Source organism: Streptomyces sp. NPDC093586, assembly GCF_044764905.1.
Taxonomy (GTDB): Bacteria; Actinomycetota; Actinomycetes; order Streptomycetales; family Streptomycetaceae; genus Streptomyces.
This window is the reverse complement of record NZ_JBIWJA010000009.1, coordinates 62,373-88,546: the sequence shown is the minus strand read 5'-3', so window position 1 is coordinate 88,546 and position 26,174 is coordinate 62,373. Positions and strand designations below refer to the sequence as shown.

General features: G+C 73.2%; 23 protein-coding genes. 8 read left to right on the top strand and 15 right to left on the bottom strand.

What is annotated here, in order from left to right:
• Positions 1-13 precede the first annotated feature (13 nt).
• Positions 14-610: a Uma2 family endonuclease gene (locus ACIRFH_RS12595; protein WP_403519657.1), complete on the top strand. Its 597-nt coding sequence runs from the start codon at positions 14-16 to the stop codon at positions 608-610.
• Here the strand turns inward: ACIRFH_RS12595 and ACIRFH_RS12590 are convergent.
• The 5 genes from ACIRFH_RS12590 to rsmI form a co-directional block, all read right to left on the bottom strand.
• The gene (locus tag ACIRFH_RS12590) at positions 588-1,517 is read right to left on the bottom strand and encodes a 4-(cytidine 5'-diphospho)-2-C-methyl-D-erythritol kinase (protein WP_403519655.1); all 930 of its coding nucleotides are present in this window, start codon (positions 1,515-1,517) and stop codon (positions 588-590) included. The genes ACIRFH_RS12595 and ACIRFH_RS12590 overlap by 23 nt on opposite strands.
• Before the next feature lie 7 nt (positions 1,518-1,524).
• A complete protein-coding gene (rsmA, locus tag ACIRFH_RS12585; RefSeq protein ID WP_403519653.1) occupies positions 1,525-2,385 on the bottom strand; it encodes a 16S rRNA (adenine(1518)-N(6)/adenine(1519)-N(6))-dimethyltransferase RsmA in 861 nt (286 codons plus the stop codon).
• A gap of 101 nt (positions 2,386-2,486) precedes the next feature.
• On the bottom strand, positions 2,487-3,380 hold the full coding sequence (locus ACIRFH_RS12580) for a TatD family hydrolase (protein WP_403519651.1): 894 nt from the start codon (positions 3,378-3,380) through the stop codon (positions 2,487-2,489).
• A gap of 53 nt (positions 3,381-3,433) precedes the next feature.
• Positions 3,434-3,877: a hypothetical protein gene (locus ACIRFH_RS12575; RefSeq protein WP_403519649.1), complete on the bottom strand. Its 444-nt coding sequence runs from the start codon at positions 3,875-3,877 to the stop codon at positions 3,434-3,436.
• A gap of 241 nt (positions 3,878-4,118) precedes the next feature.
• The gene (gene rsmI / locus ACIRFH_RS12570) at positions 4,119-4,967 is read right to left on the bottom strand and encodes a 16S rRNA (cytidine(1402)-2'-O)-methyltransferase (RefSeq protein ID WP_403519647.1); all 849 of its coding nucleotides are present in this window, start codon (positions 4,965-4,967) and stop codon (positions 4,119-4,121) included.
• A 97-nt stretch (positions 4,968-5,064) separates the two neighbouring features.
• Here rsmI and ACIRFH_RS12565 point away from each other — a divergent pair, with 97 nt between their 5' ends.
• Positions 5,065-6,810, top strand: a complete 1,746-nt coding sequence (locus ACIRFH_RS12565; RefSeq protein WP_403519645.1) for a dolichyl-phosphate-mannose--protein mannosyltransferase — start codon at positions 5,065-5,067, stop codon at positions 6,808-6,810.
• 200 nt (positions 6,811-7,010) lie between these two features.
• Entirely contained in the window at positions 7,011-8,633 is a 1,623-nt protein-coding gene (locus ACIRFH_RS12560) for a penicillin-binding transpeptidase domain-containing protein (RefSeq protein WP_403519643.1), read from the top strand.
• Between the two features lie 300 nt (positions 8,634-8,933).
• On the opposite strand, the gene ACIRFH_RS12555 is transcribed toward ACIRFH_RS12560, so the two are convergent.
• Positions 8,934-9,311: an SsgA family sporulation/cell division regulator gene (locus ACIRFH_RS12555; RefSeq protein ID WP_403519641.1), complete on the bottom strand. Its 378-nt coding sequence runs from the start codon at positions 9,309-9,311 to the stop codon at positions 8,934-8,936.
• A gap of 191 nt (positions 9,312-9,502) precedes the next feature.
• Here ACIRFH_RS12555 and ACIRFH_RS12550 point away from each other — a divergent pair, with 191 nt between their 5' ends.
• From ACIRFH_RS12550 to ACIRFH_RS12535, 4 genes are all read left to right on the top strand, one after another.
• On the top strand, positions 9,503-10,576 hold the full coding sequence (locus ACIRFH_RS12550) for an energy-coupling factor ABC transporter permease (RefSeq protein WP_403519639.1): 1,074 nt from the start codon (positions 9,503-9,505) through the stop codon (positions 10,574-10,576).
• A gap of 1 nt (position 10,577) precedes the next feature.
• Positions 10,578-11,339: a cobalt ECF transporter T component CbiQ gene (gene cbiQ, locus ACIRFH_RS12545; RefSeq protein ID WP_403519637.1), complete on the top strand. Its 762-nt coding sequence runs from the start codon at positions 10,578-10,580 to the stop codon at positions 11,337-11,339.
• Positions 11,340-11,544: 205 nt separating this feature from the next.
• Positions 11,545-12,294, top strand: coding sequence for an energy-coupling factor ABC transporter ATP-binding protein (locus ACIRFH_RS12540; protein ID WP_403519635.1), 750 nt, complete (start codon positions 11,545-11,547; stop codon positions 12,292-12,294).
• A gap of 123 nt (positions 12,295-12,417) precedes the next feature.
• Entirely contained in the window at positions 12,418-13,602 is a 1,185-nt protein-coding gene (locus ACIRFH_RS12535; protein WP_403519839.1) for a serine hydrolase domain-containing protein, read from the top strand.
• 43 nt (positions 13,603-13,645) lie between these two features.
• Here ACIRFH_RS12535 and ACIRFH_RS12530 read toward each other — a convergent pair whose 3' ends face one another.
• From ACIRFH_RS12530 to ACIRFH_RS12510, 5 genes are all read right to left on the bottom strand, one after another.
• Complete coding sequence (locus ACIRFH_RS12530; RefSeq protein WP_403519633.1) at positions 13,646-13,921, bottom strand: DUF1876 domain-containing protein; 276 nt, start codon at positions 13,919-13,921, stop codon at positions 13,646-13,648.
• A 131-nt stretch (positions 13,922-14,052) separates the two neighbouring features.
• Positions 14,053-14,400 carry a DUF1330 domain-containing protein gene (locus ACIRFH_RS12525; RefSeq protein ID WP_403519631.1) on the bottom strand — a complete coding sequence of 116 codons (348 nt, stop codon included), beginning with the start codon at positions 14,398-14,400 and terminating at the stop codon, positions 14,053-14,055.
• Between the two features lie 576 nt (positions 14,401-14,976).
• Positions 14,977-15,486: a YbaK/EbsC family protein gene (locus ACIRFH_RS12520; RefSeq protein WP_403519630.1), complete on the bottom strand. Its 510-nt coding sequence runs from the start codon at positions 15,484-15,486 to the stop codon at positions 14,977-14,979.
• 166 nt (positions 15,487-15,652) lie between these two features.
• Positions 15,653-17,887: an MMPL family transporter gene (locus ACIRFH_RS12515; protein ID WP_403519628.1), complete on the bottom strand. Its 2,235-nt coding sequence runs from the start codon at positions 17,885-17,887 to the stop codon at positions 15,653-15,655.
• 120 nt (positions 17,888-18,007) lie between these two features.
• Positions 18,008-18,607, bottom strand: coding sequence for a TetR/AcrR family transcriptional regulator (locus ACIRFH_RS12510; RefSeq protein ID WP_403519626.1), 600 nt, complete (start codon positions 18,605-18,607; stop codon positions 18,008-18,010).
• Between the two features lie 150 nt (positions 18,608-18,757).
• On the opposite strand from ACIRFH_RS12510, the gene ACIRFH_RS12505 reads away from it, so the two are divergent.
• Positions 18,758-22,303 (top strand): S41 family peptidase, encoded by a 3,546-nt coding sequence (locus tag ACIRFH_RS12505; protein ID WP_403519624.1) that lies wholly within the window; start codon positions 18,758-18,760, stop codon positions 22,301-22,303.
• A gap of 120 nt (positions 22,304-22,423) precedes the next feature.
• Here ACIRFH_RS12505 and ACIRFH_RS12500 read toward each other — a convergent pair whose 3' ends face one another.
• The 4 genes from ACIRFH_RS12500 to ACIRFH_RS12485 all read right to left on the bottom strand — a co-directional run bounded on the left by ACIRFH_RS12500 (position 22,424) and on the right by ACIRFH_RS12485 (position 26,074).
• The gene (locus tag ACIRFH_RS12500) at positions 22,424-22,627 is read right to left on the bottom strand and encodes a hypothetical protein (protein ID WP_403519622.1); all 204 of its coding nucleotides are present in this window, start codon (positions 22,625-22,627) and stop codon (positions 22,424-22,426) included.
• A gap of 86 nt (positions 22,628-22,713) precedes the next feature.
• Positions 22,714-23,607, bottom strand: a complete 894-nt coding sequence (locus ACIRFH_RS12495; protein ID WP_403519620.1) for an SDR family oxidoreductase — start codon at positions 23,605-23,607, stop codon at positions 22,714-22,716.
• On the bottom strand, positions 23,604-24,548 hold the full coding sequence (locus ACIRFH_RS12490; protein WP_403519618.1) for an alpha/beta fold hydrolase: 945 nt from the start codon (positions 24,546-24,548) through the stop codon (positions 23,604-23,606). Before ACIRFH_RS12490 ends, ACIRFH_RS12495 begins: the two co-directional genes overlap by 4 nt.
• A complete protein-coding gene (locus tag ACIRFH_RS12485; protein ID WP_403519616.1) occupies positions 24,545-26,074 on the bottom strand; it encodes a flavin-containing monooxygenase in 1,530 nt (509 codons plus the stop codon). Before ACIRFH_RS12485 ends, ACIRFH_RS12490 begins: the two co-directional genes overlap by 4 nt.
• Positions 26,075-26,174 lie beyond the last annotated feature (100 nt).

The window sequence follows — 26,174 nt, the reverse complement described above, 5'->3', positions numbered from 1 at the left end:
CATGGGAGGAACCATGACCGCCGAGTCCGTAGAGCACCGCCCCTCTCGCTGGCCGGTCCCGCCGCAGGACGGATACACCGTGGACGACCTGTTCACGCTGCCGGATCTCCCGCCGCACACAGAGCTGATCGACGGGAGCCTGGTTTTCGTGAGTCCACAGCGTCGTTTCCACGCGAACGTGATCGACCTGCTGGTCTGGGGGCTGCGCGCGGGGTTGCCTGCCGACCTCAGGGTCAGTCGGGAGATGACCACCATCCTCGACCGGCACAACGGCCCGGAGCCCGATGTGAGCGTCATCCGGGCCGAGGCGGTCACCGGACCGACCCAGACAAGCTATAAGGCCGAGGACGTCCTCCTCGCCGTCGAGGTCGTCTCCCCCGACTCCGAGTCCCGCGACCGCACGACCAAGCCCCAGAAGTACGCCGCCGCCGGCATCCCCAACTTCTGGCGCGTCGAGCAGGGCGGCACGGACGGCAGGCCGGTCGTCCACGTCTACGAACTCGACCCGATGACCAAGGCCTACGTACACGTGGGCATGCACCGGGACCGGATCAAGGTCGAAAAGCCCTACGTCATCGACATCGACCTCACGGCCGTCGACAATCTCTGACCCCGCCCTCTCGAACCACCACAGCCCCCGCCACCGCCCCCACCGCCGTGCGCACGTCCCGGCACGTCCCCGACGCCCGCAGCACCCCGGCGATGTCGGACGCGGACCTGGCGTCCGGGGCCAGGAAGGCCGTGGTCGGCCCCGAGCCCGAGACCAGTGCCGCCAGCGCCCCCGCCGCCCGGCCCGCCGCGAGGGTGTCGGACAGTTCGGGGTAGAGGGAGAGCGCGGCCGGCTGGAGGTCGTTGGAGACGGCCACGGCGAGCGCGGCCGGGTCGCCCTTGGCGAGGGCGTCGAGCACCGCCTGGTCGGCGGCCGGCTCCGGGATCTCCCGCCCCTCCGCCAGCCGGTCGAACTCGCGGAAGACGGCCGGCGTGGACAGCCCCCGCGCGGCCAACGCGAAGACCCAGTGGAAGTCGCCGCCGACCTCCAGCTCCGTCAGCCTCTCCCCACGCCCGGTACCGAGCGCCGCCCCGCCGACCAGGCTGAACGGCACGTCGCTGCCCAGCTCGGCGCAGATCTCCAGCAGCTCGGCGCGGGAGGCGCCGGTGCCCCACAGGGCGTCGCAGGCGACCAGGGCGCCGGCGCAGTCCGCGCTGCCGCCCGCCATGCCGCCGGCGACGGGGATGTCCTTGGCGATGTGCAGGTGCACGTCCGCCTCGCGGCCGTGGCGCTCGGCGAGGGCGAGGGCGGCGCGGGCGGCGAGGTTGGTCCGGTCGAGCGGGACCTGGTCGGCGTCCGGGCCCTCACAGGTGACGCGCAGGCCCCCCGGTGAAGGGGTCGCGGTGACCTCGTCGTACAGGGAGACCGCGAGGAAGACGTTGGCCAGGTCGTGGAAGCCGTCGGGGCGGGCGGCACCGACCGCGAGCTGGACGTTGACCTTGGCGGGGACGCGGACCGTCACGCTCACGTGTTCGTCACTCCTTGTGTTCGGCGATACGCGCGAACTCTTCCACGGTCAGCGCCTCTCCGCGCGCCTGCGGCGACACGCCCGCGGCGACGAGGGCGGCCTCGGCGGCGGCGGCCGACCCGGCCCAGCCGGCCAGGGCGGCCCGCAGGGTCTTGCGGCGCTGGGCGAACGCGGCGTCGACGACGGCGAACACCTCGTGCCTGGACGCGGTGGTCTTCAGCGGCTCGCTGCGCCGGACGAGTGACACCAGCCCGCTGTCGACGTTCGGCGCGGGCCAGAACACGTTGCGACCGATGGAGCCGGCCCGCTTGACCTCGGCGTACCAGTTGGCCTTCACGGACGGCACGCCGTACACCTTCGAGCCGGGTCCGGCGGCGAGCCGGTCGGCGACCTCGGCCTGGACCATGACGAGGGTGCGCTCGATGCTCGGGAAGGTGTCGAGCATGTGGAGGAGGACGGGCACGGCGACGTTGTAGGGCAGGTTGGCGACGAGCGCGGTCGGGGCGGGGCCCGGCAGCTCGGTCACCCGCATGGCGTCGGAGTGGACGAGCGCGAACCGGTCGGCGCGCTCGGGCATGCGGGCGGCGACGGTGGCGGGCAGGGCGGCGGCGAGGACGTCGTCGATCTCGACGGCGGTGACCCGGTCGGCGACCTCGAGGAGGGCCAGGGTGAGCGAGCCGAGGCCCGGTCCCACCTCGACCACCACGTCGTCGGGGCGGACCTCGGCGGTGCGGACGATACGGCGGACCGTGTTGGCGTCGATGACGAAGTTCTGGCCGCGCTGCTTGGTGGGGCGCACGCCGAGGGCGGCCGCGAGTTCGCGGACGTCGGCGGGGCCCAGGAGGGCGTCGGGGGTGGGGCTGCTCACCCCGCAAGGGTAGCCGGGGGCGGCGCGCCGGCCGCCCGGGGCGGCGGGGGCGCCGCCGACCGGTCCCGCGGCCGGGTCCCGCGGTGCGGACGGGGTGCCGGTCAGTAGCCGAAGGCGCGGGCCGTGTTCGCCGCGAGGGCCGTGGCCAGGGCGTCCTCGTCGATGCCGCGCACGGCGGCCATCGCCCGCACCGTGACCGGCACCAGGTAGGGGGCGTTGGGGCGGCCCCGGTAGGGCACCGGGGTCAGGAACGGCGCGTCGGTCTCCACCAGCACCAGCTCCAGCGGGGCGACGGCGAGGGCGTCGCGCAGGTTCTGGGCGTTCTTGAAGGTGACGTTGCCGGCGAAGGACATGTAGTACCCGGCCTCGGCACAGATCCGCGCCATCTCCGCGTCGCCGGAGTAGCAGTGGAAGACGGTGCGCTCGGGGGCGCCCTCCTCCTTGAGGACGCGCAGGACGTCGGCGTGGGCGTCGCGGTCGTGGATGACCAGGGTCTTGCCGTGCCGCTTGGCGATCTCGATGTGGGCGCGGAAGGACCTCTCCTGGGCCTCCTTGCCCTCGGGCCCGGTACGGAAGTGGTCCAGGCCCGTCTCGCCGACGCCCTTGACCTGCGGCAGCGCGGCCAGCCGGTCGATCTCCGCGAGGGCGTCGTCCAGGGCCGCGTCCCCGCCGGGCTGCCGCGCGCCCTGCCTCGACCAGCCTCCCCCAGGGTCCCCGTGGACGATGCGCGGGGCCTCGTTGGGGTGCAGGGCGACGGTGGCGTGGACGGCGTCGTACGCCGCCGCCGTCTCGGCCGCCCACCGGGAGCCGGCGAGGTCGCAGCCGACCTGGACGACCGTGGTGACGCCGACCGACGCGGCCTTCGCGAGGCCCTCCGCCACCGTGCCCGACTGCATGTCGAGGTGGGTGTGCGAGTCGGCGACCGGTACCCGCAGGGGTTCGGGGAGCGGCGGGGCGTCGTTCTTGTCGGTCCGGTCCGAGGCGTTCGAAGGCATGTCCCGATCCTACGGAAGGGGCATGCCGTCGCGGACGGCCGGAGGTCGCCGGGTCAGCTCGCCCTGCGCTGGAGGTGGAGGGCCTGGAGAAGGCCGGACAGGTGCCGGTGCCCGGACGAGGCCTCCGAAGCCGCCGGTCCCGGCTGTCCGGGCACCCGGGGGGCCTCCAGCGGTCCGGCCGGCGGCACCCGGTGCACGCCGTGCGCGGTGCCGCGCACCGAGGCGACGCGCCCCGGCCGCATGATCCGTACGACGTGGTTGTCGCAGTTGGCGCACGTGGGCCGGCTCAGCGGGGAGGGCACGATGCGGCCGTCCGCCACGTAGAGCACGAACTCGTGGCCGTCGGCGTCCCGGTGGTGCTCTATCTCGAACGACTGCTCCCAGCCGTGCCCGCACCGCATGCAGGCGAAGGAGTACGACTCGTGGACGACGGCGGTGGCTCCGGCCCGCAGGCCCGTCCGTTCGGCCTGTCCGTTCTGTCCGGTGATCTCACTCATGCCGGCTCCTGCTGTCCGCTGGACGTCGGGAACGGGTGCGTCCCCGACGTCCAGTGGACGCCCCGCCCGACGGGAACGCATCGGTCCTGTCGAGTATTGGAGCCGTTTTGGACATTCCTTGCCCGAGCGCGCCCGGCGGGCGGGTCTGGGCTTTGCCTTGCGGGCGGGCTGTTTGCCCGCCCATGGGGCGCGGGCGCGTGCGGTCCCCGGCGTCACGCGCGGGAGCCGTCGCCCCGCGCCGTCACGCGCCGGCGTGTTTGGCCGCCACCACCGCGTCGAACACCTCCCGCTTGGGCACGCCCGCCTCGGCGGCCACCGCGGCGATCGCCTCCTTGCGCCGTTCCCCGGCCTCCTCGCGCACCCGCACCCGGCGCACCAGTTCCTCGGCGCCGACCTCCTCGGGCCCGGTCTCCGGGGCGCCCTCGACCACGACGGTGATCTCGCCGCGCACCCCTTCGGCCGCCCACGCGGCGAGCTCGCCGAGACCGCCGCGCCTGACCTCCTCGTACGTCTTGGTCAGTTCCCGGCAGACGGCGGCCCGCCGGTCGGCGCCGAACACCTCGGCCATCGCGGCGAGGGTGTCGTCGAGGCGGTGCGGGGCCTCGAAGTAGACGAGGGTCCGGCGCTCCCCGGCGACCTCGCGCAGCCGGCCGAGCCGTTCGCCGGCCTTGCGCGGCAGGAAGCCCTCGAAGCAGAACCGGTCGACGGGCAGCCCGGACAGCGCGAGCGCGGTGAGCACGGCGGACGGGCCGGGCACGGCGGTCACCCTGACGTCCCGCTCGACGGCGGCGGCGACCAGCCGGTAGCCCGGGTCGGACACCGAGGGCATGCCGGCATCGGTCACCAGCAGCACGCGCGCGCCGCCCACCAGCTCCTCGACCAGTTCGGGCGTACGGGCGGACTCGTTGCCCTCGAAGTACGACACGACGCGCCCCTTGGGGGTCACCCCGAGGGCCTGGGTGAGCCGGCGCAGCCGCCGGGTGTCCTCGGCGGCGACGACGTCGGCGCCCGCGAGTTCCGCGGCGAGCCGGGGCGGGGCGTCCTGGACGTCGCCGATGGGGGTGCCCGCCAGTACAAGGGTTCCAGTCACGTCCCCCATCCTCCCAGGGGTGCGCGGAGGGGGACGCATCCGGACCGGTGAGGGCCGTGCGCGGGACGTGCGCAGAACGGTTCCCTACGATGGCGCGGTGACCAGTACCGCGTCCTCCACGGACCTCCGGCAGGACCAGGCCCCGCCCGGCCAGGGGCCCACCTGGCAGCAGCGGCTGCGCCGTTTCGGCTACACGGCGGGGCTGCCGGCGGGCGACGTCCGCGACCGGCTGGTGCCGCCGTACACGCGGCCCGGGCCGCGACTGTGGGCCTTCCTCGGCCTGTCGAGGACGGCGGCGGACCGGATCGGGCGCTGGTCCGGCTGGGGCGGTCCGCTGCTGGTGACGCTGCTGGCGGGCGTGCTGCGGTTCTGGAACCTGGGCAGCCCGAAGGCGGTGATATTCGACGAGACGTACTACGCCAAGGACGCCTGGGCGCTGGTCCACCGCGGTTTCGAGGTCAACTGGGACAAGGACGCCAACGACCTGATCCTGAACTCGGGCGGGCACGTCCCGGTCCCGGCGGACGCGGCGTACGTCGTCCATCCACCGGTCGGTAAGTACGTGATCGGGCTGGGCGAGCTGATGTTCGGGTTCGATCCGTTCGGCTGGCGGTTCATGACGGCGCTGCTCGGCACGCTGTCGGTGCTGCTGCTGTGCCGGATCGGACGCCGGCTGTTCCGCTCCACGTTCCTGGGGTGCCTGGCGGGCGCGCTGATGGCCCTGGACGGGCTGGCGTTCGTGATGAGCCGCACGGCGCTGCTGGACAGCGTGCTGATGTTCTTCGTGCTGGCCGCGTTCGGCTGCCTGGTCGTGGACCGCGACAGGGCCCGCGGGAGGCTCGCCGCCGCGCTGCCCGTGGACGCCGACGGCCGGGTCCGCCCGGACGAGCACGTCGCCGGGACGCTGCGGCTCGGTTGGCGGCCCTGGCGGCTGGCGGCCGGGGTGATGCTGGGCCTGGCCGCGGCCACCAAGTGGAACGGCCTGTACATCATGGCGGCGTTCTGCGTGATGGCCGTGCTGTGGGACGTCGGCTCCCGCCGGGTCGCGGGCGCCCGCCGGCCGTATCTGGCGGTCCTGAGGAACGACCTGGGCTGGGCGTTCCTGTCGACCGTGCCGGTCGCCGTCGTCACCTACCTCGTGTCCTGGACGGGCTGGATCCTCTCCGCCTCCGACGGCACCGGCGGCTACTACCGCGACTGGGCGACGGCCGACGGCCGGACCAGCTCCTGGTCGTGGCTCTTCCCCGACTGGTGGCGCAGCCTGTGGCACTACGAGACCCAGGTGTACGAGTTCCACACCCACCTGACGTCTCCGCACACGTACCAGTCGAACCCGTGGAGCTGGATCGTCCTGGGCCGCCCGGTCTCCTACTTCTACGAGTCACCGGGGCCCGGCACGGACGGCTGCCCGGCCGACGCGGGCGAGAAGTGCGCCCGTGAGGTGCTGGCGATCGGCACGCCGCTGCTGTGGTGGATCGGCTGCTTCGCCCTGGTGTACGTCCTGTGGCGCTGGGCCTTCCGCCGCGACTGGCGCGCGGGCGCCATCGCCTGCGGGCTGGCGGCCGGCTATCTGCCCTGGTTCCTGTACCAGGAGCGCACGATCTTCCTCTTCTACGCCGTCGTCTTCCTGCCCTTCCTGTGCCTGGCGGTGGCGATGCTGCTGGGGGCGATCGTGGGCCGGCCGGGCTGCGGCGACACCCGGCGCGTGGCGGGGGCGACGGGGGCGGGCGTGCTGGTGCTGCTGATCGCCTGGAATTTCATCTACTTCTGGCCCCTGTACACGGGGACGGCGATCCCCATGGAGGAGTGGCGGTCGCGGATGTGGCTGGATACGTGGGTCTGAGACCTGAGGTCTGAAGTCCGAGGTCTGGCACGGAACGTCCCGGTCCCGCCCCTCCCCGGAGCGGAGGGGCGGTCTCCGTTCGGCCACCATCCGGAAACATCCGTACCTTCAGTCACCTCCTGCGCATAGAGTGCTCCCCACAACTACTTCTGAACGCGTTCAAGAAAGCGCGTACGGGGCCGACCGGGAGGGGACTGCCGATGGGCAGGGGGGTGAAGGCCGCCGTCATAGGCGGCGTGCTCGCCGTGATGGTGGGCGGAGCCGGGTACGGCGCCTACAACGTCGTGTCGGCGCTGGACGGGGGCGGCGGGGCGTCCCGGAAGAGCGGGCCGCCGAGCGGCGACGAGGTGAAGGAGACCTCGGAGAAGTTCTTCACCGCCTGGGAGAAGGGCGACGCGACGACGGCGGCCTCGTACACGAACAACGCCGCGGCCGCCGAGACGCTGCTGACGGCCTACGGCCGGGACGCCCACATCACCGACGTCGAGATCACGCCCGGCGAGGTGAGCGTGAGCGGCATGACGGTGCCGTTCACGGTGAAGGCCGAGGTGTCGTACAAGGGCACGTCCAAGCCGCTGACGTACCGCAGCGAGCTGACCGTGGTGCGCGGGCAGACCTCCGGGCGGGCGCTCGTCGGCTGGAAGCCGTCCGTCGTCCACCCGCAGCTGAAGGACGGCGACACGCTGGTCACCGAGGAGTCGGCGACCCCGCAGATCCAGGCCGTCGACCGCGACGGCGCCGTGCTGACGAAGGAGAAGTACCCCTCGCTCGGCCCGGTCCTCGCCAAGCTGCGCGAGAAGTACGGCGACAAGGCGGGCGGCGAGCCCGGCGTGGAGCTGGCGGTCCGGCACACCGCGGCCCAGGCCCCGGACACCCCGCTGCTGCCGGTGACCGAGGGCAGGCCCGGCAAGCTGCGCACCACGCTCAGCGCGAGCGTGCAGGCAGCGGCCGAACAGGCGGTCGGCCGGTACGACGAGTCCTCGGTGGTCGCCGTCAAGCCGAGCACCGGCGAGGTGCTGGCCGTGGCGAACAACCGCGCGGACGGCTTCAACGCGGCGTTCGAGGGTCGGGTCGCCCCCGGCTCCACCATGAAGATCATCACTGCGGCCATGCTCATCGACAACGGCGTGACCTCGATGAACGACCCGGCTCCCTGCCCGGACACGGCGATCTGGCAGAGCCAGACCTTCAAGAACCTCACCGGCATGAAAGCCGACATGAGCGCCACACTCTCGAGCACCTTCGCCAGGTCCTGCAACACCGGCTTCATCAAGCTCATCGACGAGGACCCGCTCACGGACGCCTCCCTGACGCAGGAGGCCGAGGAGCGCTTCGGGCTCAAGGGCGACAACTGGCAGACCGGCATCGTCTCCTTCGACGGCCGCGTCCCCGCCGTCAGCGGCCCCGACCGCGCGGCGAACGCCATCGGCCAGGGCCAGGTGCAGATGAACCCGCTGAACATGGCCTCGGTGACGGCGACCGCCATCACCGGCGAGTTCCGCCAGCCGTACCTGGTCCCGCCGGAGCTGGACGGCCGGAAGCTGGCCACGGCCAAGGGGCTGCCGCAGAGCACCGCCGCCCAGCTCAAGCAGATGATGCGGCTCACCGCGACCCGGGGCACCGCCATGAACGCCATGTCCGGGCTCGGCGGCGACATCGGCGCCAAGACCGGTTCGGCCGAGGTCGACGGGCAGACCACGTCCAACAGCTGGTTCACCGGCTTCCGGAACGACGTCGCGGCGGCGGCCATGACCGAGCAGGGCGGCCACGGCGGCGACGCGGCCGGGCCGATCGTGGCGGACGTGCTGCGGGCGGGCGGCTGAGCGGACGGTTCCGACGGGCGCCGGCCGGGCGGCTCAGGGGGCGGCCGGGCAGACGGCTGAGCACGAGTGGCCGGGCAGGCGGAGGCCAGGTGCACGGTCGGGCAGGCAGAGGCCAGGCGCGCGGCCGGGCAGACGGCTGAGCACGCGCGGCCGGGCAGGCAGAGGCCAGACACACGGCCGGGCAGGCAGAGGCCAGGCACACGGCCGGGCAGGCGGAGGCCAGGCACACGGCCGGGCAGGCGGTAGCCGGGCAGACCGCCGAGCGCGCGGCCGGACGGGTGGGAGCCGAGCACAGGCGGCTCAGTGCGGGACCGGCTCGGCCACCGCCGCGTAGGTGCGGCGCAGGAACCGGATGAGCGCCTTGGTCTCGAACTGGACGACCGAGCATCCCTGCGGGGAGTGGAACTCGACGACGGCCTGCACCCGCCCGCAGGGCCACACCCGCACCTCCCCGCTTCCGGCGGGCGCCCGCAGCCCCTGTTCCAGCAGGTCCCGGGAGAACCGCCACTCGCGGGCGGCGGCCCCGGGGCCCCGTCCGGGCAGCCCCACGCACACCGAGCGCGGGTCGTGGCCGGGGTCGTAGCGCAGCACGACGGATATGGCACCGCCGTCTTCCTCGTCCGGGAGATCCGCGTCCGTCAGGATGTGGGCTCGCGCGTACTGCTCGACAACGGACATCGGATCGCCCCTCACGCTCTGTCACCTGTGCGGAAGCCGTGCGCCCACCCTCCTCCCAATGTCCCATATTTCCCGAATAACACCTTTCGGGAGTACGCCAGTCCCGCACCGCGCGATCACCTATCTCACATGTGAGATAACGAGCCCCTCGCTCTTGCAAGACATTCGCAACAAGCCTCTATCATCGAACCGTGCATGTACCTGACGGATTCATCAACGCCCCGACCTCCGCCGTGACCGGGGTCGTCGCCGCCGGCGCCATCGCGGTCGGCCTGCGCGGCGCGCGGCGCGAACTGGACGAACGGACGGCGCCCCTGGCGGGCCTGGTCGCGGCGTTCATCTTCGCGGTGCAGATGCTGAACTTCCCCGTCGCCGCGGGGACCAGCGGGCATCTGCTCGGCGGCGCGCTCGCCGCGATACTCGTCGGCCCCTACACCGGGATCCTGTGCGTCTCCGTCGTCCTGCTCATGCAGGGCATCCTCTTCGCGGACGGCGGCCTGACCGCGCTCGGCGTGAACATCACCGACATGGCGATCGTCACGACGGTCGTCGCCTACGCCCTCTTCCGGGGCCTGGTGAAGGTCCTGCCGCGCACCCGCCGCTCGGTCACCGTCGCCTCCTTCGTCGCCGCGCTCGTCTCCGTCCCGGCCGCCGCCCTCGCCTTCACCCTCCTCTACTGGATCGGCGGCACCACCGACGTCTCCATCGGCAAGGTCGCCACCGCGATGATCGGCGTGCACGTCCTGATCGGCATCGGCGAGGCCGCGATCACCGCGCTGACCGTCGGCGCCGTCATCGCCGTACGCCCGGACCTCGTGCACGGCGCGCGCGGGCTCCGGCAGCGGCTGAAGCTGCGGGTGAACGGCGAACTCGTCGACGCCCCCGACGCCGGGCCGGCCCCCGCGCCCGTCGCCGCCCGTTCGCCGCGCAAGGTGTGGATCACCGGCCTGGTCGCCTCCCTGGTCCTCGCCGGATTCGTCAGCTTCTACGCCTCCGCCAGCCCCGACGGCCTGGAGAAGGTCGCCGCCGACAAGGGCATCGACGAGAAGACCGAGGAGCACGCGAGCGCCGACTCCCCGCTCGCCGACTACGGCGTCAAGGACATCGCGAACGCCCGCGTCTCCGGCGGCCTCGCGGGCGTCATCGGCGTCGGCGTCACCGTCGTGGCGGGCAGCGCGGTGTTCTGGGCGGTGCGCAGGCGGCGCGACGACGACACCTCGCCGAGCAGCACGACGGCCGGCACCGCCGGCGACGCGAGCGTCTGAGATGGGCGCGGGGCACGCACACCGGCTCTACCGGCACGGGCACTCCCCCGTGCACGGTCTGCCGCCGCACACCAAGCTCGCCGCGGCCTTCGCCTTCGTGGTCGTCGTGGTCTCGACCCCGCGCGAGGCGATGTGGGCCTTCGGCCTGTACGCCGCCTTGCTGGCGGTGGTGGCGTACGCGGCCCGCGTCCCGGCCGGTTTCCTGCTCAAGCGGCTGCTGATCGAGGTGCCGTTCGTGGCGTTCGCGGTGCTGATGCCGTTCGTGGCGGAGGGCGAGCGAGTCGACGTCCTCGGCCTGTCCCTGAGCGTGAACGGCCTGTGGGGCGCCTGGAACGTGCTGGCCAAGGGCACCCTGGGCGTCGCCGCCTCCGTCCTGCTCGCCGCCACCACCGAGCTGCGCGAACTGCTGCTCGGCCTGCAACGGCTGAAGCTGCCGCCGCTGCTGGTGCAGATCGCGTCCTTCATGATCCGCTACGGGGACGTCATCACCGACGAGATGCGCCGGATGCGGATCGCCCGCCGGTCGCGGGGCTTCGAGGCGAAGGGCGTCCGCCACTGGGGTGTGCTCGCCAAGTCCGCCGGGGCCCTGTTCATCCGCTCCTACGAGCGCGGCGAGCGCGTCCACCTGGCCATGGTCAGCCGCGGGTACGCCGGTTCGATGCCGGTCATCGACGAGGTGACCGCGTCCCGGGCGCAGTGGTCGTACGCACTGGCCCTCCCGGGTGCGGCCCTGGTCGTGTGTTTGCTGGGATGGGTGCTTTGAATCATCCCCCTGGGTCATCGGGGGGATTCCTGGCTCACGTTGCTCGATCGTCCAGCGGACGACCGAGGCTGACACGATCAACACCAGCCGGGTTGGGACCAGCCCGGTTGACGGTAATGCCACAGAGGCGGTGCGAGCTTGGTTTTCGCAAGCACCGGCCGTGGGCGACGATACTCATCCGCAAGCTGAGAAGTGGGCGTTTCCCGTGACATCTTCCCTGGAGGTCTCCGGCCTCGCCTTCGCCTACCCCGACGGGCACCAGGCCCTCTTCGGCGTGGACTTCTCCGTCGCCCGCGGCGAGCGGGTCGCACTGCTCGGCCCGAACGGCGCCGGGAAGACGACCCTGGTGCTCCACCTCAACGGCATCCTGTCCGGCGGCACCGGCACGGTCACCGTCGCCGGGCTGCCCGTGGACAAGCGGAACATGGCGGAGATCCGGCGCCGGGTCGGGATCGTCTTCCAGGACCCCGACGACCAGCTCTTCATGCCGACCGTGCGCGAGGACGTGGCCTTCGGACCGGCGGCGGCCGGGCTGAAGGGGTCCGAGCTGGAGGCGCGCGTGGACCGGGCGCTCGGCCTGGTCGGCATGGCCGCGTTCAAGGACCGGCCCCCGCACCACCTCTCCTTCGGCCAGCGGCGCCGGGTGGCGGTCGCGACCGTGCTCGCCATGGAGCCGGAGATCCTGGTCCTGGACGAACCGTCCTCCAACCTGGACCCCGCATCCCGCCGCGAACTCGCCGACATCCTGCGCTCCCTCGACGTCACGGTCCTGATGGTCACCCACGACCTGCCCTACGCCCTGGAGCTGTGCCCCCGCTCCCTGGTCCTCAGCGACGGCGTGATCGCGGCGGACGGGCCGACCGCCGACCTGCTCTCCGACGACGCGCTGATGCGCGCCCACCGCCTGGAACTGCCCTTCGGCTTCGACCCGCGGTCGGTGACGACGCGCACGTGACGCGTACGTGAGGAATCACAGACGGTCGGTGGCTGTTGCACCCACCGTCGCAGGCCGGCGGGCGGCCGGGCGGCGGGCCGGGACATCGGGAAGGGACGTACGAAGGTGAACGCGGACGCGGACGTGGACGTGCACGGCACAGTGGCCGGGGGCTTCGAGCCGGTCCGGGACGCGTTCGCCCGGAACTTCGCGGCGCTCGGGGACCGGGGCGCGGCGGTCGCCGTCTATCGGGACGGGCGCAAGGTCGTCGACCTGTGGGCCGGCACGCACGACGTCGACGGCACCGAACCGTGGCGCCGGGGCACCGCGCAGGTCGTGCGCTCGGCGACGAAGGGCGTCGCCGCCGCCGTACCGCTGCTGCTGCACCAGCGCGGGGAGCTGGACCTGGACGCGCCGGTGGGCGAGTACTGGCCGGGGTTCAAGGCGCACGGCAAGGAACGGGTGCTGGTCCGGCACGTGCTGAACCACCGGGCCGGACTGCCGGTGCTGGACCGTCCGCTCACCCCCGCACAGGCCCTCGACCCGCTGCGGGGCCCCGAGGCCGTCGCCGCCCAGGCACCCGTGTGGGAGCCGGGCACCGACCACGGCTACCACGCGCTGACGTACGGCTGGCTGCTGGACGGGCTGGTGCGCGCGGTGACGGGCGGGCGGAGCACGGGCGAGTGGATCGCCGACGAGATCGCCGGCCCGCTGGGCCTGGACCTGTGGCTCGGCCTGCCCGCCGGGGAGGAGAGCGCGGGCCGCGCCGGCCGGGTCGGCCGCGTCGAGGACCCCGCGCCTTCCGGCGGGCTGCGCCTGCGCCCCAAGCGGTCCGTCACCGAGGCCCACCAGGACCCGGACTCGCTCACCCGCCGCGCCTTCGCCGCGATCACCCCGTTCCCCGACCAGAACGACCCGGTGTACCGGGCGTCGGCCCTCCCGGCGACCAACGGCATCGCGACGGCCGACGCGCTGGCCCGCTTCTACGCGGCGCTGATCGGCGAGGTCGACGGCGTGACGCGGCGCGTGCGGCTGTTCGACGCGGCGACGACGGAACGGGCCCGCGCCGAGGAGTCGGCGGGCCCGGACCGCGTGCTGGTCGTGAACACCCGCTTCGGCCTGGGCTACATGCTGCACGGCAGCGCGTCACCGCTCCTGTCCCCCGGCTCCTTCGGCCATCCCGGCCGCGGCGGCTCCCTCGGCTTCGCCGACCCGGAGACGGGGATCGCCTTCGGCTACGTCACCAACGGCTTCCGCAAGACCGTGACGGCCGATCCGCGGGCCCAGGCCCTGGTGCGGGCGGTGCGGGCGTCGCTCGACGCGGGCTGAGGCCCGGCGGCGGACGACGCACCGGCCCGCACCCGGCCCCCGCTCAGACGTGGATGGGGTGGGAGATCCTCCCCGACGCCTCGTCGATCTCCTCGTGCGCCTTGGTCAGCAGCTGCATCGCGAGCTCGTTCAACGCCCGCGCACCGGCGACCTCCTCCCCGACCCGGGGCTGCTGGGGGTCCACCCGGTGACGGCTGGCGTGGCCGTGCGCCCGCACCTCCGAACCGTCGGGCAGCCGCACCATCGCGACCGCGCGCGTGTGCTGGTCGTCCTCCATGAACTCCAGCTCGACGTGCCATCCCACAGCGGTGTGCATCATGACGATCACCTCCGGAACATCTTCTTCCAGGGTGCTCCTCGCGGCGTGCGGACGCACCCACGGAATCGTGGAAGGCAGCCCGCCGGTGCGTCCCGGCGGCCCGGTGGGGCCGTCCCCCGGCCTCCCCGGGACTACTCGGCGGACATGGCCTCCCGCATCGCCTTGGCGGTGACGGACGCGTCGTAGCCCTCGGGGACGCCGTCGACCAGGATGATGTCGCCCTCGATGTGCCGTGAGCGCAGCGGCGCGATCTCCTGGTAGGCGGGCGAGTCCCACCAGGCGCGGGCCTCGGCGGCCCCAGGGAAACCGATCATCACGACGGCACCGGGCCAGGTGCCCTCCAGCACCTCGTGCTGCGTCACGTGTACGAGGTAACGGCCTCCGTACGGCTCGAAGGTGGCGGGGAGCCGCTCGATGTAGTCGGCGACCTCGGGGTGCGGAGCGGCGTCCTGCAGGTGGGCTATGACGTAGGCGGGCATGGCGTCCTTCCGGTGGGCGGTCGGAGGGGGAGTGCGTATGACGGTGATCGTGGCAGGGGGCCGTACCGGTGTCGATGACCCGAGAGGTAAGCGGCCCCGGCGGGGCCGTCCGATGCCTCTGGATCTTCACCGGCCCCTTCGCGGCCTTCGCGCCCAAGGCGCTGCGCCCGCCGACGGCCTGGCTGGAGCAGCCGGTCCTCGCCGTGCCGGAACTGCGCACCCTGACCAGGACAGGCGTCCTCGCCCACCGCACCCGCCGCCCCGCCCCCCTGCCCCTGTCCGACGACGAGCCGTCCACCCTGCGCACCCCGCTCCACCTGGTGCCCGGCAGGCGCAGCCTCCTCGCGCACCCGCGCAGGCAGGTCGAACGCGTTCCGCGCCTCGTACCCAGCGCCCGGGCCGGTGCCGTCGACGATCTCGGCCCGGGTCCCGGATCGGCCACGCGGAGGAGATCAACCGCCGGATGGTGGCCTTCATGGACTCCGTCGACCGACACATGCCGGGGCGTCGGGCGGAAGGCGGTCTACCCGGCGTGCGTGACGGCGGCCAGTAGGACGGCCGCCGTGACCGCAGGCGTCACGCGGTGCGCTCGCGCACGTCCACGAGGACGGCACCGGCGTGGACGACGAGGTCCTTCGGCGCCATGGGGAAGACGGTGTACGGCGTCCCGGCGGCGGCCCAGACGACGTCGTGCGCGAGGAGGGACCGGTCGGCCAGCACCCGGGTCCTCGTGCGGTGTCCGAAGGGCGGCACCCCGCCGATGGCGTACCCGGTGGTCTCCCGCACGACGTCGGCCTTGGCCCGCGTGACCTTCTCGGCGCCGAGTTCCTCACGGACCCGGTCCACGTCGACGCGGGAGGCGCCGTCCATGAGGACCAGCACGGGAACCCCGTCCGCGGCGAAGATCAGCGACTTGCAGATCCGGCTCGGTTCGCACCCGATCGCGGCGGCGGCCTCGGCGGCGGTCCGGGTGGCCTCCGGAAACCGCCGGACCCGCCCGACCAGGTCGTCCAGTCCGAGTTCGCGCAGGGCTTCGGCGAAACGGGGGTGGGCGGCGGAGGCCCCGGAGGCGTCGATCGTCGTCATGGTCGGCACGGTAGCGGTGCGTGCGGGTGGCAGGCGACCGAGTTGGCCAGTGGCCGTGGGGCCGGCACACGTGAGGAGACGTACGGCCGGCCGGAACAGAGGAAGCCGGTGAGGGCCGCCCGTTCGTGGGGCCCTCACCGGCTGGTCCGCTGTCAGGGGTGGGGTGTCAGGTGCGGGCCGGGACGCGGTCCTCGTCGGGGTCGGTGTGCTTGCCGTCGGCGGCCGTGCGCAGGCCCTCGCCCTCGACGTCCACGTTGGGCAGGGCGCGGTCCAGCCACCCCGGCAGCCACCAGGCCTTCTTGCCGAGCAGGGCGAGGACGGCCGGGACGATGGCCATGCGGACGACGAACGCGTCGAAGAAGACGGCGATCGCCAGGCCGAAGCCGATCATCTTGACCATGGACTCGCTGGAGCCGATGAAGCCCGCGAAGACCGCCATCATGATCACCGCGGCGGCGGTGACGACGCGGGCGCCGTACCTGAAGCCGGTGACGACCGCCTGGCTCGGCTTCTCGCCGTGGACGTGCGCCTCCCGCATGCGGGTGACCAGGAAGACCTCGTAGTCCATCGCCAGGCCGAAGACGACGCCCACCATGAAGATCGGCATCATCGACATGACCGGGCCGGTCTCCTCGACGCCCATCAGGCCGGACAGCCAGCCCCACTGGAAGACCGCGACGACCGCGCCGAGCGCCGCCATGACGGAGAGCAGGAAGCCGAGGGCCGCCTTCAGCGGGACCAGGATCGAGCGGAAGACCACGATCAGGAGGAGGAAGGCCAGGCCGACGACCAGGACCAGGTAGGGCAGCAGCGCGTCGTTGAGCTTCTGGCTGACGTCGATGTTCATCGCCGTCGCGCCGGTGACGAGGGTCTCCGCGCCGGTGTCCGCCTTGATGTCGCCGCCCGCGTCGCGGATGGCGTGCACCAGGTCCTCGGTCGGCGCGGAGGACGGCTTGGACTCGGGGATCACGGTGATCGTCGCGGTGTCGCCGGCCTTGTTGGGCGCGGGCGGGGTCACCGCCACGACGTTGTCCAGGCCCTTGATCCTGTCGGAGACGTCGGTGAACGCGTCCTTCGGCGCGTCGCTGCCCTTCGCGTCCACCACGACCAGCAGCGGGCCGTTGAAGCCGGCGCCGAAGCCCTCCGACAGCAGGTCGTACGCCCGGCGCTGTGTGGTGGACGTCGGCTGGGAGCCGTCGTCGGGCAGGCCCAGCTGGAGGGAGGCCGCGGGGACCGCGGCGGCACCGAGGCCGACGACGCCGAGCAGGAGGACGGCGACGGGGCGGCGGACGACGAAGCTCGCCCAGCGGGTGCCCATGTTGGCCTTGGCGGGCTCGCCGGCCTCCTTCTTGCGGGCGGCGCGGGCGCCGCCCAGCAGCTTGCTCTTCTCACCGGCCGGCTTGACCCGGCGGCCCGCGTAGCCGAGCAGCGCGGGGATCATCGTGAGGGCGATCAGGACCGCGATGGCGACCGTGCCGGCCGCGGCGACGCCCATCTTGGTCAGCATCGGGATGTTGACTACCGCGAGGCCGACGAGCGCGATGATCACGGTGAGGCCGGCGAAGACCACGGCGGAGCCCGCGGTACCGACGGCCCGGCCGGCCGCCTCCTCGCGTTCGCGGCCCTCGGCGAGTTCCGCGCGGTAGCGGGAGACGATGAACAGGGCGTAGTCGATGCCGACCGCGAGGCCGATCATCATCGCCAGGGTGGAGGTGGTGGAGCCCAGGTCCAGCACACCGGCCAGCGCGGTGATCGAGGAGACGCCGATGCCGACGCCGATCAGCGCGGTGAGCAGCGGCAGTCCGGCGGCGATCAGCGAACCGAAGGTGATGACGAGGACGACCGCGGCGATCGCGATGCCGATGATCTCCGTCGAACCGGTCTCCGGGACCGCCTGGAGCGCGTCGCCGCCGATCTCGACGGTCAGCCCGGCGTCGCGCGCCTGCTGCGCGGCGTCCTCCAGGGCGTCCTTGGTGGACTCCTCCAGCTCCATGCCGGAGACGTCGTACTTCACCGAGGCGTAGGCGATCGTGCCGTCCTTGCTGACGGCGTTGGACTGGTAGGGGTCGGCGACGGAGGCGACCTCGGAGCCGTCCGACAGCGTGTGGACGGTCTTCTCGACGGTCGCCTTGTGGCCGGCGTCCGTCATCTTCTGGCCGGCCGGTGCCTTGAAGACGACGCGTGCGGTCGCCCCGTCGGCGCTCTGGCCCGGGAAGCGCTGTTCGAGCAGGTCGAAGGCCTTCTGGGCCTCGGTGCCGGGGATGGAGAAGGACGAGTTGCCGGCGGACGGGGCGCTGGCCGCGCCGACACCGGCGAGCGTCAGCAGCGCCACCCATATCAGGGCGGCGAGGTGCCGTCGCCGGAAGGCGAGCCGGCCGAGTTTGTAGAGGAATGTGGCCACGAGGGCGTACTCCCGGTCAGGTCGTGGGTCTTCAGGGCAGGAATGATCAGCCCGACGACGTGAGCGGTGACGTCAGCTGGGGCTCGGAGGCGGCTCAGGCGGGCCTGGCCGGGGGACGTGTCAGGAGACGGGGACGCCGAGAGCGGGGAGGATCACGGCGTCGATGTAGGAGACGAGGAAGGCCCGGGTCGGCGGCTGGTCGTCGAGCAGCGTGCGCGTGGCGAAACCGCCGACCATCATGTGCACGAGGAAGTCCAGCGCCGGACAGTCGGCTCTGACCTCCCCGCGGTCGATCGCGCGTCGCAGGATCCGCCCGAACTCCACCGTCTCGGGTTCGATGAGCTGTTCCCGGAAGGCCTGGCGCAGGTCCGGGTTCTGGTGCAGGGCCATGGCCAGGCCCCGCATCAGCGCGGAGTTCTGTTCCATGGTGCAGTCGTCCTCGCGGGCCAGCAGGGCGTGCAGGTCGCCGCGGAGCGACCCGGTGTCGATGTCGGCGGCGGCGCCGGGCTTGTCGTGCCGGACCGCCTTGACGACCAGCTCGGCCTTGCCGCCCCACTGGCGGTAGAGCGTCGCCTTGCTGGACCTGGTGCGGGTGGCCACGGCGTCCATGGTGAGGGCGTCGTAGCCGACTTCCCGGAGCAGGTCGAGCACGGCGCCGTACAGCTCGGCCTCGCGCTCGGGGGTGATCCGACTGCGGCGCGCGGTGGCGGCCTCGGCCATCTCGCTCTCCCCCTCTCCGTTCGGAACGGCACCGTTTCGTACGGGAGGAATCTACACCGGCTCCCTAGCGAAACGAAACGGTTTCGTTCGTGTGGTGGGTCACGGTTGTCAGCTCCCCATAAGTTGCCGGTGCCCCGGGCGCGGCAAAGCATGGGAGGGATGAGTTATCTGCGCCTTCCCCACCTCAGTGGTGACCGGCTGTGCTTCGTGGCCGAGGACGACCTCTGGCTCGCCGATCTCGACGGCCCGGGCCGCGCCTGGCGGCTCACCGTCGACCGCGCCAAGGCGGGCCACCCGCGCTTCTCACCCGACGGCCGCCACATCGCCTACACCAGCTGGCGCACCCTGGTGCCGGAGGTCCACCTCGTGCCGGTCGACGGCGGACCCGGACGCCGGCTCACCCACTGGGGCGGCCTCGACACCCGCGTCTGCGGCTGGACGCCCCCCGAGCCCGACGGCGGCAGCGCCGTCCTCGCCGTCGCCTCCCACGGCGAACCCCTCTCCCACCTGACCTGGGCCTACAAGATCTCCCCCGACGGCGATCCCGGCCGCAAGCTGCCCTGGGGGCCGGTCGCCGACATCCAGGTCGCCGACCTGGACGGCGAGCGCAGGACACTCCTTCTCACCGGCACCCCGCCGCACGAACCCGCCGCCTGGAAGCGCTACCGGGGCGGTGCCACGGGCCGGCTGTGGCTGCACGGGCAGCGGCTGCTCGCGGACCTCGGCGGGCACCTCCACTCGCCCATGTTCACCGGTGGCCGGATCGCGTTCCTCTCCGACCACGAGGGCGTCGGCAACCTCTACTCGTGCGCCCACGACGGCTCCGACCTGCGCCGTCACACCGACCACGACGCCTTCTACGCCCGTCACGCCGCCAGCGACGGCACGCGCGTGGTGTACCAGTGCGCGGGCGACCTGTGGATCGTCGACGACCTCTCGCCCGGCTCGGTGCCGCGCCGCCTCGACGTCCGGCTGAGCGGACCGCGCGCGGGACGGCGCACGTACCAGGTGCCCGCCGCCCAGAACGTGGGCGGCCTCGCCGTCGACGAGACGGGCCGCGCGAGCGCCGTCGTCGTCCGCGGCAGCCTGTACTGGCTCACCCACCGCGACGGCCCGGCGCGCACCCTCGCCGACACCCCGGGCGTACGGGTCCGGCTCCCCGAGATGCTGGGGGCCAGCGGACGGGTCGCGTACGTCACGGACGCGGACGGCGAGGACGCCGTCGAGATCTCCTACCTGCCGCGGGCCACGGGGGGCCGCGCGCCCCGGCGGCTGGCCTCCGGCAGGCTCGGCCGGGTGCTGGAGCTGGTCTCGGACCCGGCGGGCGAGCGCCTCGCCATCGCCTCGCACGACGGACGGCTGCTGCTGCTCGACGTCTCGGAGGAGACGGGGGCCGCCGAGGCACTGGAGGCGGCCGCCGGGACGGATGCCGACGGCGGGGGCCCGGACCCCGGGGCCGCGGGAACGGGCACGGGCACGGGCACGGAGGCGAACGGCGAGGACACGGGCGCCGGCAGTACGGGCCTCCCGGACGACGGGACGGCGACGACCGCCGGCACGGACGGCACGGACGGCACGGACGACGGGACGACAGCGACCACCGGCGCAGGCGGCCCGGACGACAGGACGCCCGCAGCCGCCGGCACCGGCGGCCCGGGCACCCCGGACAGCACCGCCCCCGGCGTCGTCACCGAGTTGGTCCGGTCGGACAACGGCCCCGTCCGCGACCTCGCCTTCTCCCCGGACGGGGCCTGGCTGACGTGGTCCCACCCGGGGATCGGGCGCTCGTTGCGGCAGATCAAGGTGGCCCACATCGACGAACCGGACGGGCCGGTCGTCATCGACGTGACCAACGGCCGCTTCGAGGACGAGAACCCGGTCTTCACCAGCGACGGCCGCTATCTCGCGTTCCTGTCCTGGCGCGGCTTCGACCCCGTGTACGACGTGCACACCGGGGACCTGTCCTTCCCCCTGGGCTGCCGCCCCTACCTGGTGCCGCTGTCGTCGGCGACCCCCTCCCCCTTCGCGCTGAACCCGGAGGGCCGCCCGGCCGCCGGCGGTCTGGACCCGGTGGAGGACGAGGCCGGCGGCCCGGTGACCGTGGAGACGGAAGGGCTGGAAGCGCGGGTGACGCCGTTCCCGGTGGCCGCCTCCAAGTACTCGGCGCTGCACCCGGTCGCGGGCGGCGGCCTGGTCTGGCTGCGCTGGCCGATCTCCGGCGCGCTCGGCGAGACCTTCGCCAACCCGGACGACCCGAGCGAGCGCCCCACCCTGGAGCACTTCAACCTCGCCAAGGCGAAGAAGTCCGAACTGGTCGGCCACCTCGACTGGTTCCGGGTCAGCGGCGACGGCACCCGGCTGGTCGTGCTCGACGAGGGCGACCTGCGCGCCGTACCGGCGACCGAGCCGGGCGACGGGGACTCGACCACCTGGATCGACCTGCGCCGCATCCTGCACGAGGCCGACCCGGCCGCCGAGTGGCGCCAGGCGTACGACGAGGCCGGCCGCCTGACCCGCGCCTACTTCTGGGACCCCGGCATGTGCGGCATCGACTGGGACGCGGTGCTGGCGCAGTACCGTCCGCTGGTCGAACGGGTCGCCTCCCCGGACGAGTTCGCCGACCTCCTGCGCGAGGTCCTCGGCGAACTGGGCACCTCGCACGCCTACGTCGTCGCCGCCCGGCGCAACGAGGGCCCGGCGCACTATCAGCGCTGGCAGGGCCTGCTCGGCGCCAACTTCGTGTGCCGGGACGGCCGCTGGATCGTCAAGCGGATCCTGCCCGGCGACTCCTCCGACTCCAAGGCCCGCTCCCCGCTGGCCGGCACGGGCATCCGCGAGGGTGCCGTCCTCACCCACGTGGACGGCCGCCCGGTCGACCCGGCGGCGGGTCCCTTCCCGCTGCTCGCCGGCGCGGGCGCGACGACCGTGGAGCTGACCTTCGCACCGGCCGAGGACGGCACGGGCCCCGCCCGCCGGGTCGCCGTCGTCCCGCTGATCGACGAGCGCCCGCTGCGCTACCAGGACTGGGTGGCCAAACGCCGCGAGGTGGTACGGCGGTTGAGCGACGGACGCTGCGGCTATCTGCACATCCCCGACATGGGCGGCTCCGGCTGGGCGCAGTTCAACCGCGACCTGCGCATGGAGGTGTCCCGGCCCGCGCTGATCGTGGACGTGCGCGGCAACGCGGGCGGGCACATCAGCGAACTGGTCGTCGAGAAGCTGACGCGCACGATCCTGGGCTGGGACCTGACGCGCGACGCCCAGCCGGTGTCGTACACCTCCAACGCCCCGCGCGGGCCGGTCGTGGCGCTCGCCGACGAGGCGACGTCCTCCGACGGCGACATGATCACGGCCGCCTTCAAACTGCTGCGCCTCGGCCCCGTGGTCGGGCAGCGCACCTGGGGCGGAGTGGTCGGCATGACCGGCCGGCACCGCCTGGGCGACGGCACGGTGATCACGGTGCCGATGAACGCGGCCTGGTTCGACGCGTACGGCTGGTCCGTGGAGAACCACGGCGTCGCCCCCGACGTGGAGGTGCTGCGCACCCCGCTGGACTGGGCGGAGGGCCGTTACCCGGTACTGGAGGAGGCGGTGCGGCGCGCGCTGGAGATGCTGGAGACCAACCCGCCGTCGGCACCGCCCGGTTACGACGACGTACCGGACCGCTCCCGGCCGCCGCTGCCGCCGCGGGGATGACGGCCCGGGGAGGAACGGCCCGGGGAGGAACGGCCCGGGGGCGACGCCCCGCACCGGCGCACGGAGAAGGCGCCCTCCGCCGTGACGGAGGGCGCCTTCTCGGCTCGGCGCCGGAGCGCGTCAGGCGTCGTAGCTCTCCTCGAAGCGCTCGTCCGCGTCACGGCGGCGCGAGGCCGGGTCCGTCTCGTCGTCGCCGCGACGGCGGTCGCGGCCGTGCATCTGGTCCTTGCCCTGCTCGGCGCGCTGCTTGCCCTGCTCGGCACGCTGCTTGCCCTGCTGCTGCATACGCTCGGCCTTGTCCTGGAACTGGTCCTTGATACCCATGTGGGTTCACTCCTGTGGTGTTTCGGGCCGGCCGGATCGGCCGGGCCCGATCAGATTCACACGGGTGGTGACCCTGCGCATGTCGATCAGTGACGATCCGTAGCCGAGGTCGTCCGGTGCTGTTCGTCGGCCGCTCCGCCCGCCCCGACCAGCCCCGTGCGCATGCCGTCCAGCCGGTCCGCGAAGCGCCGCATCTCCCGCTGGCCGACGGTGCCGATGACGGCCGGCAGGTACCCGCGCACCCCCTGCATGCCGCGCAGCCACCACTGCCCGTAGACGTGCGCCGCGCGCCGCTCGATGCCCTCCACGAGCCGGTCGACCGCCGGGCCCAGCGGATACGTCTTGTTCGACGGCCACGGCAGCCGCTGCCGCAGCTCCCGCATGACGTCGTCCTGGTCGGCGCCGCGCACCATGTCGGTGTCGGTCCAGGACAGATAGCCGACGCCGACCTTCACGCCCCGGTGGCCGACCTCGGCCCGCAGGCTGTGCGCGTACGCCTCCACGCCGGACTTGGAGGCGCAGTAGGCGGTCATCATCGGGGCGGGCGTGATGGCGGCCAGGGACGCGATCTGGAGCAGGTAGCCGCGGCTCTTCGTCAGCGCCGGCAGGAAGGCACGGGCCGTCACCGCCGAGCCGATCAGGTTGACCTCGATGACCCGCCGCCAGGACTCCGGGTCGGAGTCGGCGAACGGACCGCCGGTGGCGACACCGGCGTTGGCGACGACGATGTCGACCCTGCCGAACCGCTCCTCGACCTCACCGGCGACCCGGGCCATCGCCTCGTGGTCGGTGACGTCGGCGTGCCAGACCTCGCTCTCGGTGTGCAGCCGCGCCGCGACCTGCTTGAGGCCGTCCGGCTCCAGGCCGACCAGGGCCACCTTCACCCCGCGCGCGGAGAGCTTGCGGGCCAGCAGTTCCCCGACCCCCCGTGCCGCCCCGGTGACGACGGCGACGCGTCCTTCCAGGCTCACCCTGTTCATGCGCTCTCCTCGGCGTGTACGGCGTCCGTCGTCGCGGACGCGGCGGTTATGTGGGCGGCGAGCGCGCGTATCTTCCCGGTGACCAGCTCCGGCGCCTCCACCGGCGTCATGTGACCGAGCCCCGCCAGCTCGGTCAGACCCACGCAGTCGGGCAGTGCCGCCGCCAGCGCGCGGGCGTGCACGGGCGGGGTCAGCCGGTCCGCGGTCCCGACGACCACCTCGACCGGCACCGTCAACTCCCGTACGGCGTGGTCGAGGTCGAGCAGGTCGAGCACCCGCGACCAGGCGTGGCGCGCCGTGCTCGGGCAGGCGTGGACGATACGGGCGCACGCCTCGACCATGTGCGGGGCCGAACCCGGGCCCATCGTGGCGTACTTGAGGACCTTGAGGGCGAGCGGCGTGACCGGCCCGAGCGGCACCCGGGAGCCGAGGATCCGCCGGGTCAGCCAGGTGCGCACCCGGCCCTCCCGCAGCGGCAGCACCGTCGCGGACGCCACCAGCCGCGAACTGCCCGTGCTGCACAGCAGGACGGCCGCGGCGTGCTCGCGCAGCGCCGGCCGCCCGGCGGCGGCCAGGACCGTCATCCCGCCCATGGAGTGCCCGGCGATCACCGCCCGCTCGCCCGGCGCCAGCGTGGCCACGAGGACGGCCTCGAGGTCGTCGGCGAGGGCGTCGGTGCCGCACACCCGGCTCACCGGACTGCGGCCGTGGCCGCGCTGGTCGTAGGCGATGACGCGGTGGCCGTCGGACAGGGCGCGGATCTGCGCCGCCCAGAAGGCGGTCGAGCAGGTCCAGCCGTGCGCCAGGACGACCGCGGGGGCGTCCTCGGGGCCGTGCACCTCGACGTGCAGCCGGGCCCCGTCGGCGGAGGTGACGGTCAGCTCGCGGGCGGGCCGGGGCGGGGCGTAGGGGCCGGCGGCGACGTGCGCGAGGCGGCTCACGCACCCACCTCCGCGCTCTTCGCGGCGGGGGCCCTCCGGGCGGCCGGGGCGCGCAGCACCTCGTACTCGGCGAGGTCCACGCGCCGCGTCGCGCGCCGGAACTCGGCTGTCGTGCCGGGCCAGATGGTGGTGTTGCGGCCGCTCGGGTCCAGGTACCAGCTGGTGCAGCCGCCGGTGTTCCACACGGTGCGCTTCATGCGCTCCTGCACCCGGTGGTTCCAGCCCCGCACGGCGGCGGGGCGGGCGTCGAGGGCGACCTTGCCGCCGAGGACGTCCAGCTGGCGCAGGTAGTCGGCCAGGTAGTTCAGCTGGGACTCGATCATGAGGATCATCGACGAGTTGCCGAGGCCGGTGTTGGGCCCGATGACCGTCATGAAGTTGGGGAAGCCGGCCGCCGAGGCGCCGCGCAGGGCCTCCATGCCGCCCTTCCAGGTCTCGGCGAGGGTCCGCCCGTCCGCGCCGACGACCCGCTCCGCGATGGGCATGTCGGTGACGTGGAAGCCGGTGCCGAAGATGATCGCGTCGACCTCGGCCTCGCTGCCGTCGGCGGCGACGAGGGTGCTGCCGCGGACCTCGACGAGACCGCTCGCGACCACGTCGACATTCGGCCGGGCGAGCGCCGGGTAGTAGGTGCTCGACAGCAGGATCCGCTTGCAGCCGATGCGGTAGTCGGGGGTGAGTTTCGCACGCAGGGCCGGGTCCTTGATCGCGGCGGCCATGTTGAGCTTGGCTATCTTCTCGACGAAGCCCAGCTCCTCGGGGTGCTTGGTGAAGGCCTGCACCTGGAGTTCCCGGATGCCCCACAGCAGGCCGCGGCGCAGCTTGGTGGTGACGGGCAGCGCCCGGTGCAGGGCGCGCTCGGCGCCGCTGATCGGCCGGTCCATGCGGGGCATCACCCAGGCCGGGGTGCGCTGGAAGAGGGTGAGGCGGCCGACCTTCGGCTGGATGGACGGCACGATCTGGATGGCGGAGGCGCCGGTGCCGATCACGGCGACCCGCTTGCCGGTGAGGTCGTAGTCGTGGTCCCAGCGGGCCGAGTGGAAGACCTTGCCGGGGAAGGTGTCGAGACCGGGGACGTCCGGGACCTTGGGGTCGGACAGCGGGCCGGTCGCGGAGACGACGACGTCGGCGGTGAGGTTCCCGCTCGCGGTCTCGATCTCCCACCGCAGGTTCTCGCCGTCCCACGCCGTCCGCTTCACCTCCGAGCCGAAGCGGAGGTGGGGGCGCAGCCCGAAGGTGTCGGCCACGTGCTCCAGGTACGCGCGGATGTGCCGCTGCCCCGAGAAGGCGCGCGGCCACTCGGGGTTGGGCGCGAAGGAGAACGAGTACAGGTGGGACGGCACGTCGCAGGCGCACCCCGGGTAGCTGTTGTCCCGCCAGGTGCCGCCGACGCTGTCGGACCTCTCGAGGACGACGAAGTCGGTGATCCCCTCGCGGCGCAGCCGCACGGCGGCCCCCAGCCCGCCGAAGCCCGACCCGATCACCGCCACCCGCACGTGTTCGTGAACCTGCTCGTGCTCGGCCATCCCGAAGCCTCCACGCGTCACTAGAACTCCGCCAGTGAACACTGGCGCAATGGGGAGGGTAGAGCAGCTCCGTACTGATGGGTAGGGGGTGCGGCAAGGA

What these genes read in the sequence shown, in the direction of transcription:
- ACIRFH_RS12575 (WP_403519649.1), bottom strand. Translation starts at nt 3,877, where the DNA reads ATGAGTGAGATCACCGGACAGAACGGACAGGCCGAACGGACGGGCCTG.
- ACIRFH_RS12485 (WP_403519616.1), bottom strand. Translation starts at nt 26,074, where the DNA reads ATGGCCGAGCACGAGCAGGTTCACGAACACGTGCGGGTGGCGGTGATC.
- ACIRFH_RS12555 (WP_403519641.1), bottom strand. Translation starts at nt 9,311, where the DNA reads ATGTCCGTTGTCGAGCAGTACGCGCGAGCCCACATCCTGACGGACGCG.
- ACIRFH_RS12520 (WP_403519630.1), bottom strand. Translation starts at nt 15,486, where the DNA reads ATGACGACGATCGACGCCTCCGGGGCCTCCGCCGCCCACCCCCGTTTC.
- ACIRFH_RS12495 (WP_403519620.1), bottom strand. Translation starts at nt 23,607, where the DNA reads ATGAACAGGGTGAGCCTGGAAGGACGCGTCGCCGTCGTCACCGGGGCG.
- ACIRFH_RS12505 (WP_403519624.1), top strand. Translation starts at nt 18,758, where the DNA reads ATGGGAGGGATGAGTTATCTGCGCCTTCCCCACCTCAGTGGTGACCGG.
- cbiQ (WP_403519637.1), top strand. Translation starts at nt 10,578, where the DNA reads ATGGGCGCGGGGCACGCACACCGGCTCTACCGGCACGGGCACTCCCCC.
- ACIRFH_RS12580 (WP_403519651.1), bottom strand. Translation starts at nt 3,380, where the DNA reads ATGCCTTCGAACGCCTCGGACCGGACCGACAAGAACGACGCCCCGCCG.
- ACIRFH_RS12525 (WP_403519631.1), bottom strand. Translation starts at nt 14,400, where the DNA reads ATGCCCGCCTACGTCATAGCCCACCTGCAGGACGCCGCTCCGCACCCC.
- ACIRFH_RS12595 (WP_403519657.1), top strand. Translation starts at nt 14, where the DNA reads ATGACCGCCGAGTCCGTAGAGCACCGCCCCTCTCGCTGGCCGGTCCCG.
- ACIRFH_RS12560 (WP_403519643.1), top strand. Translation starts at nt 7,011, where the DNA reads ATGGGCAGGGGGGTGAAGGCCGCCGTCATAGGCGGCGTGCTCGCCGTG.
- ACIRFH_RS12510 (WP_403519626.1), bottom strand. Translation starts at nt 18,607, where the DNA reads ATGGCCGAGGCCGCCACCGCGCGCCGCAGTCGGATCACCCCCGAGCGC.
- ACIRFH_RS12530 (WP_403519633.1), bottom strand. Translation starts at nt 13,921, where the DNA reads ATGATGCACACCGCTGTGGGATGGCACGTCGAGCTGGAGTTCATGGAG.
- ACIRFH_RS12500 (WP_403519622.1), bottom strand. Translation starts at nt 22,627, where the DNA reads ATGGGTATCAAGGACCAGTTCCAGGACAAGGCCGAGCGTATGCAGCAG.